The 11,215-nt window shown below is 64.3% G+C and carries 11 protein-coding genes; 5 read left to right on the top strand and 6 right to left on the bottom strand.

The features are described 5' to 3' along the window. Nucleotides 1–63: 63 nt before the first annotated feature. Together IVB29_RS12780 and IVB29_RS12775 are read right to left on the bottom strand one after the other, a co-directional pair. Nucleotides 64–618 carry a flavin reductase family protein gene (locus tag IVB29_RS12780; RefSeq protein ID WP_247503729.1) on the bottom strand — a complete coding sequence of 185 codons (555 nt, stop codon included), beginning with the start codon at nucleotides 616–618 and terminating at the stop codon, nucleotides 64–66. 59 nt (nucleotides 619–677) lie between these two features. After that, on the bottom strand, nucleotides 678–1,775 hold the full coding sequence (locus tag IVB29_RS12775; RefSeq protein ID WP_247503728.1) for an LLM class flavin-dependent oxidoreductase: 1,098 nt from the start codon (nucleotides 1,773–1,775) through the stop codon (nucleotides 678–680). Between the two features lie 217 nt (nucleotides 1,776–1,992). Here IVB29_RS12775 and IVB29_RS12770 point away from each other — a divergent pair, with 217 nt between their 5' ends. The 3 genes from IVB29_RS12770 to poxB all read left to right on the top strand — a co-directional run bounded on the left by IVB29_RS12770 (nucleotide 1,993) and on the right by poxB (nucleotide 5,371). Further along, nucleotides 1,993–2,907, top strand: coding sequence for a 2-dehydro-3-deoxygalactonokinase (locus IVB29_RS12770; RefSeq protein ID WP_247503727.1), 915 nt, complete (start codon nucleotides 1,993–1,995; stop codon nucleotides 2,905–2,907). Between the two features lie 14 nt (nucleotides 2,908–2,921). After that, entirely contained in the window at nucleotides 2,922–3,554 is a 633-nt protein-coding gene (locus tag IVB29_RS12765) for a 2-dehydro-3-deoxy-6-phosphogalactonate aldolase (protein ID WP_247503726.1), read from the top strand. 80 nt (nucleotides 3,555–3,634) lie between these two features. Further along, nucleotides 3,635–5,371 (top strand): ubiquinone-dependent pyruvate dehydrogenase, encoded by a 1,737-nt coding sequence (poxB, locus tag IVB29_RS12760; protein WP_247503725.1) that lies wholly within the window; start codon nucleotides 3,635–3,637, stop codon nucleotides 5,369–5,371. A 97-nt stretch (nucleotides 5,372–5,468) separates the two neighbouring features. Here the strand turns inward: poxB and IVB29_RS12755 are convergent, their stop codons facing one another. Beyond that, on the bottom strand, nucleotides 5,469–5,834 hold the full coding sequence (locus IVB29_RS12755; protein ID WP_247503724.1) for a hypothetical protein: 366 nt from the start codon (nucleotides 5,832–5,834) through the stop codon (nucleotides 5,469–5,471). Between the two features lie 67 nt (nucleotides 5,835–5,901). After that, nucleotides 5,902–6,825, bottom strand: coding sequence for a PaaI family thioesterase (locus IVB29_RS12750; RefSeq protein ID WP_247503723.1), 924 nt, complete (start codon nucleotides 6,823–6,825; stop codon nucleotides 5,902–5,904). A gap of 149 nt (nucleotides 6,826–6,974) precedes the next feature. On the opposite strand from IVB29_RS12750, the gene IVB29_RS12745 reads away from it, so the two are divergent. Together IVB29_RS12745 and IVB29_RS12740 are read left to right on the top strand one after the other, a co-directional pair. Then, on the top strand, nucleotides 6,975–7,295 hold the full coding sequence (locus IVB29_RS12745) for a hypothetical protein (protein WP_247503722.1): 321 nt from the start codon (nucleotides 6,975–6,977) through the stop codon (nucleotides 7,293–7,295). Nucleotides 7,296–7,442: 147 nt separating this feature from the next. Beyond that, nucleotides 7,443–7,985 (top strand): peptidoglycan-binding domain-containing protein, encoded by a 543-nt coding sequence (locus IVB29_RS12740; RefSeq protein WP_247503721.1) that lies wholly within the window; start codon nucleotides 7,443–7,445, stop codon nucleotides 7,983–7,985. Nucleotides 7,986–7,996: 11 nt separating this feature from the next. On the opposite strand, the gene IVB29_RS12735 is transcribed toward IVB29_RS12740, so the two are convergent. Continuing rightward, the gene (locus IVB29_RS12735; RefSeq protein WP_247503720.1) at nucleotides 7,997–9,472 is read right to left on the bottom strand and encodes an amidase; all 1,476 of its coding nucleotides are present in this window, start codon (nucleotides 9,470–9,472) and stop codon (nucleotides 7,997–7,999) included. 112 nt (nucleotides 9,473–9,584) lie between these two features. Beyond that, entirely contained in the window at nucleotides 9,585–10,694 is a 1,110-nt protein-coding gene (locus IVB29_RS12730; RefSeq protein WP_247503719.1) for a ring-opening amidohydrolase, read from the bottom strand. Nucleotides 10,695–11,215 lie beyond the last annotated feature (521 nt).

Raw genomic sequence — 11,215 nt, 5'->3', positions numbered from 1 at the left:
CATCCGACGCTTCGCGCCACCTTCTCCCACAAGGGGAGAAGGGAAGGGCTCTTCGAGCGCCCCTTACGAAAAATCACTCCAGCTCAGATGCCGCGAATCTAGATCGCCCACTGTCACGGTGCCGCGGATCTCGTGAGGGACGTGGAAGCTGCTGCGCAGATACACCAGCGGCGCGGCCCCGTCGGAATGCGACGCGCTTTGCACCTCGCCGACGAAGATCGAATGCGTTTTCGTCTCGAACTCCTGCGCCAGCACGCAGTCGAAGGCCGCGATCGCATCCGTCAGCACCGGTGCACCCGTCGCCCCGCGTGTCCATTGGCCGAAGGCAAAACGGTCGTCGCCGTTGACGCCCTTCTGGCCGCTGAAAGTCAGTGCGAGCAGCGCGTGATCTTCGTGCAGGAAATTGATCGCAAACGCGCCTTCCTCGCGGATACGCCCATGCGCGCTGGCGTTGCGGTTGACGCAGACGATCAGCGACGGCGGATTGTCCGAGAGCGAGCAGGCTGAGGTCACCGTCAACCCGGTGCGCGTGCCGTGCTCGGCGCCGACCGTGACCAGCGCGACCGCGCCAGCGCATTGGCGCATCGCCTGCTTGAAATCCTTGGTGTCGACGCTCACGCCAAAAATCTCCGAAATGAATGCGGGTGCGGCAGGTTCGCGCCGCACCCGCACCCCCGTCAAGCCGCCTTCTTCGCGGAGCCGAGATGCTTCAGGCGCGGCATCACCTCTTTGCTGAGCAGCGAAAGCGAGTGGCGCCAGGCTTCAGCCTTGTGCTTGTAGTCGAAGCCGAACACCAGCAGCACGCCGAAGCCGCCGACCTCGTCGTAGATCTTCTCGATCTTCTCGGCGACCGTCGCGGGCGAGCCGACGATCCAGTTCCGCTTGGCGCAATATTCGACCGTGACGTCGCTGTCGGGCACGTCGGGCGCGTGCTTCAGATAGTCCTTGAAGCCGAAATGGCCGAGCAAGGGCAGGAAGTACTCGCCCATCATCCGGCCCATCATGTCGCCGGTCGAGAGCTTCCAGGCCTCTTCATCGGTGTCGGCGACGAACACCTCGCGCACCAGTCGCCAGTCCGCGCGGTTCGGCTTGCGGCCGGTTTTCGCGGCGCCGATTTCCACGGAGTCCCAATGGCTGCCGACATAGGCCGGATTGAGATTGAGGCTCATCGGAATGAAGCCACGCTCGCCCGCGAGCTTCAAGGTGTCCGAGTTTTTCGAGAGACCAGCAACGCCGATCGGCGGATGCGGCGCTTGCAACGGCTTGATGTGCGGCTTGAGGAAGTCGAACATCGTGTCCGGTTTGGTCACCGTCCAGAACTTGCCCTTGTAGGTGAAGGGCGCGGGATCGGACCACAGCTTCAGGATGATCTCCAGCGCCTCGCGCGTCATGTCGCGGTTTTGGCCGCTCATGCCGTCGACGTTGAACATCGCCCAGTCGCTCGGCAGGCCGCTAGCCGCGACGCCGAAATTGAGCCGGCCCTCGGAGAGATGGTCGAGCATCGCGACGCGGTTGGCGAGCTCGGCCGGATGGTGATAGGGCAGCAGAAAGCCGCCCGGCCCGATGCGAATGTTCTTGGTCTGCATCAGCGCCTGCGCGATCAGCAGGTCCGGCGTGGGATTGGGTTCCCAGGGCGCGGTGTGGTGCTCGCCGACCCAGGCCTCCTGATAGCCGAGCTCGTCGAGCCAGCGCATGACCTGCAGGTCCCAGTCGTTCCCTTCCTTCAGGCCGCACTCCGGCGGATGCGAAGGCATCGTGAAATAGCCGATCTCCATGGGTTTCCTCATCTGATGTTGACGCGTCTTGTTGCGCGTTGCTGGACTTGAACAGGACAGTTTTAGCAAGCGGTGTGCCAGCGCAGGCAGCGCCCCAGACCTGCGAGAAAAGGCTGGTTTGGGGTGGCAATAGCCGATATCCCGGGGCAGATCTGCGAAGCGCCGTCTCATTGTCGCGAGACGGCGTCTTGACCGTGAGACGAGGATACGATTCGAGATGACCGAACCCGCCTATGTCGCGGTGGACTGGGGCACCAGCAGTTTTCGGCTGTGGCTGGTGGACCGCGCCGGCCGGGTGCTGGCCGAACGCCGCAGCGACGAGGGCATGTTGGCGGCTGCCAAGGCCGGTTTCCCCGCCGTGTTGCAATCGCATCTTGCCGCGGTCGAGGCGGCCGCTCATCTGCCGGTTCTCGTTTGCGGCATGGCCGGCGCCAAGACCGGCTGGGTCGAGGCCGGCTATGTCGACACACCGGCGCCGTTATCGGCCGTCCTGAAGCAGGCCGTGCGTGTACCAGGCGAGGCGCGCGATATCCGCATCCTGCCCGGTATCGCGCAGCGCGACGTCAGGGCACCGGACGTCATGCGCGGCGAGGAAACGCAATTGCTCGGCGCGCTCGGCCTCGATGCCGCCGGCGAAGCGCTGGTCTGCATGCCCGGCACCCACTCGAAATGGGTGCGCGTGAACGACGGCACGGTTGCACATTTTTCGACGTTCATGACCGGCGAGCTCTTCAGCGTGATCTCGCGCGAGACGATTCTGTCCCTCGCGGTCGCCGGCGCCGATGAGGCCGAGGATGTCGCGAGCTTCAAGGCGGCGGTGAAGGCGGCGTATGAGGCACCGGCCTTCGCCGCCAATCTCCTCTTCGGTGCGCGGTCGCGGCAGCTCCTGTTCGGTGGCACGCCGGCCGCGGCGCGCGAGACGCTGTCGGGCACGTTGATCGGCGTCGAATTGGCGGCGGGTCTCTCAGGCAGCGTGCCAAAAGCGGGCATCACGCTGATTGCGTCAGGACGGCTCGCGACGTTGTACCGGCTCGCGTTCGACGCGCTGTCGGTCACCGTGCAGCCGATCGATGCCGATGAAGCCGTCCGCCGCGGCCTCTCGATGGCGGCGGCCGCAATCTGGACGAGTTAAGAAGGACTTTTGAGATGACCATTCCCTTTCCGCCGATGAAGCGTCCGCTTGTCGCGATCCTGCGCGGCGTCAAGCCGGAGGAGACTGAAGCCATCGTCGGTGTGCTGATCGAAGCCGGCATGACCGCGATCGAGATCCCCTTGAATTCGCCCGATCCGTTCCGTTCGATCGGGACTGCCGCGAAGCTCGCGCCGGCCGGCGTGCTGATCGGCGCCGGGACGGTGCTCGCCACCGCAGATGTCGATCGTCTCAACGACGTCGGCGGCAAGCTGATGGTCTCGCCGAATGTGGATATGCAGGTGCTCACGCGTGCACATCAGTATGCCATGGTCACGTTGCCTGGCGTGTTTTCGCCGACCGAGGCGCTGCTCGCCGCGCGCTCCGGCGCATCGGGCCTGAAATTCTTTCCGGCAAGCGTGTTAGGCGCGTCCGGCATCGCCGCTATCAAAGCCGTGCTGCCGGCGGGCGTGATGATCGCCGCGGTCGGCGGCGTCTCCGACCAGAATTTTGCGGAATATATCAAGGGCGGCGTCACCGCGTTCGGGCTCGGCTCCAGCCTCTACAAGCCGGGCATGACGGCCGCCGATGTTGCTGCCCGTGCGAAAGCGACGATCGTGGCCTACGATCGGGCGATTGCGAAAGACTGATCCGGCGATAAACAAGCCGTGATGCGGTCACTGTCGCGCGTTATCCTATCTTGCTGCATCAGCGAGATCAGGAGACCGACATGGCGATCAACAACGTGGCCGATCTGTTCGTGGCAACGCTCGAACAGGCCGGCGTCAAGCGCATCTACGGCATCGTCGGCGACAGCCTGAACGCGATCACCGAGGCGCTGCGCCGCCGCGGCACCATCGAGTGGATCCACGTCCGGCACGAGGAGGTCGCGGCGTTCGCGGCCGCCGGCGAGGCCGAGATGACGGGCAGCCTCGCGGTGTGCGCGGGTTCCTGCGGCCCCGGCAATCTGCATCTGATCAACGGCCTGTTCGACGCGCATCGCAGCCGTGTTCCCGTGCTGGCGATCGCGGCGCAGATCCCGTCGGCCGAGATCGGCGGCGGCTATTTCCAGGAAACCCATCCGCAAAACCTGTTCCGCGAATGCAGCCATTATTGCGAGCTGGTGTCGGATCCGAGCCAGCTGCCTTACGTGATCGAAAACGCCATTCGCGCCGCCGTCGGCCTGCGCGGCGTTGCGGTCATCGCGATGCCCGGCGACGTCGCCTTCCGCAGCCCGCCCAAGCGCGCGCTGTCGACGACGCGGGGACTTGCGCTGTCGGCACCGAAAGTTGTGCCGCAAGCTGACGAGCTGAAGGCGCTCGCGGACCTCCTGAACGGCGCCGAGCGCATCACCTTGTTCTGCGGCCGCGGCTGTGCCGGCGCGCATGCGCCGCTGATGCAGCTCGCCGAAGCGCTCAAGAGCCCGATCGTGCACGCGCTCGGCGGCAAGGAGCATGTCGAATACGACAACCCTTACGACGTCGGCATGACCGGCTTCATCGGTTTCTCCTCCGGCTATGCCGCCATGCACGCCTGCGACGCGCTGGTGATGCTCGGGACTGATTTTCCCTACAAGCAGTTCTTCCCCACCGATGCGAAGGTCGCGCAGATCGACATCCGCCCGGAAAATCTCGGGCGCCGCTGCAGGATCGACCTCGGCCTCGTCGGCGACGTCAAGCTCACCATCGAGGTGCTGCTGCCGCTGCTCAAGAGCAAGACGCAGCGCAAGCATCTCGACGATGCCGTCGCGCACTATAAGAAAGCGCGTGAAGGCCTCGACTCGCTCGCCAAGGGGACGCCGGGCAGCAAGCCGATCCACCCGCAATATCTGGCAAAAGTCATCAGCGATCACGCTTCGGACGATGCGGTGTTCACGGCCGATGTCGGCACGCCCACGGTGTGGGCCGCGCGCTATCTCGACATGAACGGCCGCCGCCGTCTCATCGGCTCCTTCGTGCACGGCTCGATGGCGAATGCGATGCCGCAGGCGATCGGCGCGCAAGCCTCTCAGCCCGGCCGTCAGGTCATCTCGCTGTCGGGCGATGGCGGCTTCACCATGCTGATGGGCGATCTGATCACGCTGACGCAGATGAAGCTGCCGGTGAAGGTGGTGATCTTCAACAACGGCGTGCTCGGCTTCGTCGCGCTGGAGATGAAGGCGGCCGGGTTCGTCGACACCAATGTCGACCTGGAAAACCCCGACTTCGCGGCAATGGCGCGCGCGATGGGTATCTTCGCCAAACGCGTCGAGGATCCCGGCGAGCTTCCCGGCGCGATGAAGGAGATGCTGGCCCACAGCGGCCCGGCGCTGCTTGACGTCGTCACCGCCAAGCAGGAGCTGTCGATGCCGCCGACCATCACGACCGAGCAGATCAAGGGCTTTAGTCTCTGGGTCCTGCGCGCGGTGATGAATGGCCGCGGTGACGAGGTCATCGATCTTGCGAAGACCAATTTGCTGCCGCGCTAAAGCGCGATGAGATTGGGATGAATCGTCATCGCGCTTTAGGTTGTTGTTTGCGCATGATCTTTTCGGAAAACCGCTTCGCACTTTTCCGGATCATGCTTTAGCCCCGTTTCACCGACGGCGCAGGCAGCCGCTCGTGACGGTTCTGGAAGCGGTGCCAGTGCAGCACAATGCCGATGATAAGCGCCGGGATGAAGCCAAGCACGATCAGGAAATGAGGCAGCTGCGTCGGCGAGATGAAGGCGATCGCGATGTCCGAGATCAGCCACAAGGCGGCGAACATCACCGCAAAGTCCGTACGCGGGCAGCGAAGATAGTAGAACACGGCAGTGATGATCACGGCGGGTCCGATCGCAATTCCGATCATGACTGCCGTCAGCTCCGTCGGCGTCAGCGCGTCGAGCACCATCGATGCCAGCAGCCAGAGCGCGGCGAACATGGCGACGATGTCGAGCGGATGCCGCAACCCAATACCTCTCGCAGGAAATGCGCTATCGTTGTGGCCGGAACTCCGGCCGTCAAGTAAAATACGCCTATTCCTCGTCGTTTCCGGGCGTCGGGCGCAGCATGAAATGACCGAAAGCGGAGGCGATCGGCTTGTCCGGATCGTCCTGCCAGGCCCGCGCCTCGAAGGCGACGATGCGCCGGCCCTGCTTCACGATCGAGACGTTGGCGAAGGTGTCGAGCGCGCGGCCGGAACGCAGATAGTTGACAGTGAGTCCGATCGGCTTCGGCAGGGCGGCGATGCCGAGCTCGCGCCTCACGCCGAAAATCGCGGTGGTCTCGAGGAAGGCGCCGGTCATGCCGCCATGGATCGCGGGCAGGATCGGGTTGCCGATGATCTTTGGCGAGAACGGCATCGTCAACGTGCCGTCGTCATTGACGAGGATGCCGAGGGCGCGCGCGAACGGGCTGTTGGCGAACGGGCCGTCCGAATCGTCCGGCGCCTCCAGCGTCGGGATACTGCGCGAATCCATCCTGCGATCCGCGAGCATGTTGGTGCGGTTGGCGCCGATCATGAAGCAGGCGGTCGCGGTTGCGACCGGATCGTCCTCGGAGTCCTGATAGGCGGTGGAGCGCACGAAGGCGATCGAGCGCGTGGTGCGGTAGCAGACCGAATGCGCCTTGATGTCGAGGCCCGGCGTCGCCGGCTTCTGATAGTCGATGCGCAAATCGAGGGTTGCGATCGCGCTCGTGCCATCGAGCGCAAGTTGCACCGCCATGCCGCAGCTCTCGTCCAGCATCGCGGTGACGACGCCGCCATGCAGCACGCCGGTCTCGGTGTCGCCGACGAAGACCGGACGATAGGGCAGGCTGGACCAGGCTTCGGCAGGCGCGAAGCGGTCGAGCTGAAGCCCGCTGATATGGCCATAGTCGGAGCGGCGGCCTTTGATAGCCTCGGCGAGTTCCTCGAAGGGAAGCGTGGCAGGTGGGCTGGACGTCGATGAGCTGGACATGACGAGGTTCTAGACCAGTGTCGTGCGTTGCGCAAAACCCGGAATAGGCCTCGCCCGGCAGGTCTGCCGCGGCCGGATTGGCCTCGACAGGGCGGGCCGAAGCAACGATGGTGGGCGCTTCGTTTGCCGACCAGCCGTAAGGAGTGCCCATGGCCGACCCCGAAACACCCGCCACCAACCCGGGGCCCGTCACCATTTCGAGCTCGAGCTCGGAACGGGCGCCGATCATCTATTTCGACGGCGCATCCTGCTTCGGCCACCACAACGGCGCGATCCAGATCGAGCTCGCCGCAAATCTCCTGATGCCGGTCGGCGCCGCCGTCAGGGTCGACGTGGTCCAGACCGCGCACTTACGTTGCAGCGTGGCCGCCGCCCTGGCCCTGCGCGAGGCGCTCGACAAGGCGCTCGCGATGTACCAGCAAGGCCAGCAGCAGCCGCGGCCGGAGGAAATTCCGATGGTGAAGAATTGAGGCGACACCTCGACCTGAAAAACGGCCAGTCGCAATCGGCTCGGAGTAAGTGCCGGGACATCGGCAGCGTGTAAGATTTTCGCGCCACTACCCTGGTCTGCTCGACTGCGCTAGTCTTCATGGAAGACCCGCGGGCTGGAGACTCTCATGGCGGACGAGGAACGCAGATCAGTCGCGCCATTCTGGCTCACGTCACCTTTGCTGCTGACTCTGGTCGGCTTGATTGGAACGGGTACCGGAGCGGTCTTGCAAGGCTTCTGGAATACAAGACTCGAGCGCGAGAAGTTCGAATTCTCCTTGATCGCAAAGGCATTGGCGGTCCCCAACAAGGATGAGGCCGCGCAAAATCTCAAATTCTTGGTCGATGCCGGGCTGATCAACCAATTTAACTCGGAGAAAATCGCCAAACTGGCCGCCAATCCGAAAACGCTTCCGGACTTCCTGGGTCTGTCTGGGCTGATTCCCGTGCGGCAAGGCAAGATGATCCTGTCGCGCGTCGGCACCTATCAGGGGGCGATCGACGACGAATTGAACGACGCCTATCGTAAAGCGATCATCGACTTTCAAACATCCCAGAACATGGCAGCCGATGGACTAATCGGCCCCCAGACATTCGATCGAATGAAAACCGAGTACACGAAGGCAACCGGCACCTGGCCGCCGGCTGATATCCCCAAGCCGAAGCCATAAGCGGCCAGCGCCTACGCCTTCGTCACGTGCACTTTCGCCGTCTTGCCGCTGTTCCACTTGCCGTCGAGCGCGCGCTCGATCTGGGCGGCGAGTTGCAGCAGCAGGCCGTCATTGGCCTGTTTCGCAATGGCCTGGATGCCGAGTGGCAGGCCGTGCTCCTGCGCAGCCATCGGCATCGAGATCGCCGGCATGCCGCAGAGATTGGCGAGTGGCGTGAAGGCGAAGAAGCGCCAGAGATTGCCGAACCAGTCGAGCACATCGGGATTGTCGGAGGTGGTGAGGTATTCCCTGGTGCCGACCTTCGGCGTCGGCAGCGCGGTGATCGGCGTCAGGATCACGTCCCACTGTTCGAAGAACGCGCCGAAGCCGCGAGACGTCGTGTTGAACACGCCCTGCATCTTCGCCCGTTCGGCGAAGGTCGTGTGCCGGCCGGCTTCCCAGATCCGGATGTTCATGGGTTCGATCAGATCTTCCGGCGGCTTTTCCAGTCCGCGCGCGGCGAGCATGTTGGAAATCACCACCGCGAAATTCGAGATGTAGCACATCGTCTGCGCCTCGAACGCGGCGCGGAAGTCGAGCTCGGGCAGCGCATAGTCGACGTGATGGCCGAGACCTTCGAGGAAGCGGCCCGTTTTCTCCAGCTCGGCCGCGATCTCCGGCGTTGCGGTGTAGTCGCCCAAATGATGCGAGAGCGCGATGCGGAGCTTGCCCGGATCGCGCTTGATCATTTCGGAATAGGGCTGCGCCGTGGTCCAGAACGGCATGAACTCGCCGGGCGCAGGTCCCCTTGCATGATCGACGAAGGCGGCGGTGTCGCGCACCGAGCGCGACTGGCAGCCTTGGATCGAGACGAGGCCGGTGAGGTCGGACATGTGCGGTGCCAGCGAGAACACGCCGCGCGAGACTTTCAAACCGATATTGCCGTTGACGCCGGCGGGAATGCGGATCGAGCCGCCGCCGTCGGTCGCATGCGCGATCGGCACCACGCCGGCGGCAACCATCGCGGCGCTGCCAGCGGACGAGCCGCAGGTGGTGTAGTCGGTGTTCCAGGGATTGCGCGTCACGTAGACGGCCGGATTATCGGCCGAGCTGCACACGCCGAATTCCGGCGTCGTGGTGCGCCCGATCAGGTTGAGGCCGGCCTGGCGGAATTTGCCGGTCAGGAAGGTGTCGGCGCTGGCGCGATTGCCGCGCATCAGCAGCGAGCCCATCTCCTGGAGCCGGCCCTTCATGGTCGGTCCGAGGTCCTTCATCAGGAAAGGAAGACCGGCGAACGGGCCGGCGAGGTTGGCGCCGTCCTTGGCGGGATCGGCGATCACGTCCTCGAACAGCTCGACCACGCCCGACAGCGCCGGATTGACCTTGGTGACGCCCGCGGCGGCCTGGCGGGCCAGCTCCTTTGCCGTCAGCTCGCCTTTGCGGACGCGTGCCGCGAGGCCGACGCCGTCGTGTTGCGCCCATTCGTTCCAGGTCATCGGCAAAGTCATGAAATCAAAATCCTCTTGGATAGCGGCGTCACCTTTTTCGCAAGGGCCCGCGTTTATCAACTGAGCCGGCGCGAAGGGCAGGGTTGCGCGGGGCGGAGAGGTCGCAGCGTCCTTAAGACAGTCGTGCGATCACCGCAACCGGCCCGCCGCCGGCCGGCCCCTGATGCTCGGCCCCGCCGGACACATAGACCGCGCCGGTGCCGGCAAGGCCCGCGATCAGGCCGCCGACGGCCGCGCGGGCGTGGCGTGTCGAGCTGATGTCGGTATCTTCCAGCATGGTGTGACGAAAGCCGCGCACGCTGCCATCGGGCGAGGCCTCGGCCTTGGCGAAGATGTTGATGAGCTCGCGATCAGCGTTGGCTTGCGGCGCCACGCCAAGGCCAACGCTTTTCAGTGCCGATACCACCGCCGCGGCATCGATCGCATCGTCCATCACGGCATGCCCGATTTCGAAATCGCTCGCTGACGACGCGGAGTTGCCGAGCACGATGACGACGTTGTGCATCAACTCGATCCCCGATGAGGTCGAGGCGACGTTCGAGAACAGGTCGTAGCGTCGCAGCACGTCGTCGTCGCGGACGTCGGGCGGGATCTCGCCGAGCGCAACGCCAACGCCGAGCGCGGAAGCACCGCGCGAATAGGCCATTGAGCTGTAGGCGCTGGTCGTCGCCGTCTTGTTGCCGCGCGCGTTTGCCGCCTCGACGCGCTCGCTGGTGAGCAGCGGGCACTTGATCTGCACGAAATGGACGTCCGCGGGATCGATGATGCCGGCATCGTCCATCGCGGCCTTCACCGCCTTGGCCGTCTCCGCGATCTGTGCGGAGCGGCCGAGCTCTTCAGGCAGGAAATCGCGTGTATGCGCCATACCGATGCTCAGGCACTTGCCGGATAGGCCTGCCGGCCGTGCCTCTACTTCCTGGCGCGTGAAGATTGTGATGTGCGGGCTGAGCACGCCTTCAGTGCCGCCGGACATCACGAAGGCGATGCGCTGCTCGACCGCCTCTCGCGATAGCCCGAGTTTTGGCGCCAGCGCCGTGCACAGCGCCGCGACGGCATACTCCCGGGTAAAGTCGTTGACGCCGCCATTGCCCTCGGTCTTGCCGAGGATGGCGAGGATCGATGAGGGATCGATTTCGCCGGAGCCGATCATGGCCATCAGGCCGGAAACGTCGCCGGGGCCCTTGGTGGCGATCCTGATGACCCCGACGGATGTCGTGCGCATGAGAAGTCCTCGGAGTTCGGTGGTCCGGCGAGTCAACCAGCCGTGGAAGGACGGCATCTGTCAAGCCACAAGAGTTCATCTCTGACCGTCACCCTGAGGCGCGAGCGAAGCGAGCCTCGAAGGGCGACGGCCCCGCTGCATCCGGCCGCTCATCCTTCGAGGCTCACCATGTGGCGCGTTGCGCCCCAGGCTTCGCACCTCAGGATGAGGAACGGATATCCTGGTGCAGGCTACAAGACCTTGCGCCGGCTGTCGGGCAAACACCCAATCTTTGGGTCAATCGACGCGTTGCAAAATATCCTACTTTACCGAAATTCGGTTTAGCGTATGTGTCGATCATCCCGGCTCGACCTTTTCGCGCAGCGGACCGCGGGTGCGAGGTCAGCACCCGGTCTTCCCTGCGCCCTCTTGGCTAAGAGGGTGGAGCGACTAGGCAAAGCTCGGGCGAATTGCGCCGCGAGGACGCGAAGGTGTGTCTGGGATTCAAAATGCGAACTGGAAGAGCGGAGCTGCCACCCCTT

Origin of the sequence: Bradyrhizobium sp. 1, assembly GCF_023073315.1 — a bacterium.
Classification (GTDB): domain Bacteria; phylum Pseudomonadota; class Alphaproteobacteria; order Rhizobiales; family Xanthobacteraceae; genus Bradyrhizobium.
This window is presented reverse-complemented; position numbering and strand designations above follow the sequence as displayed.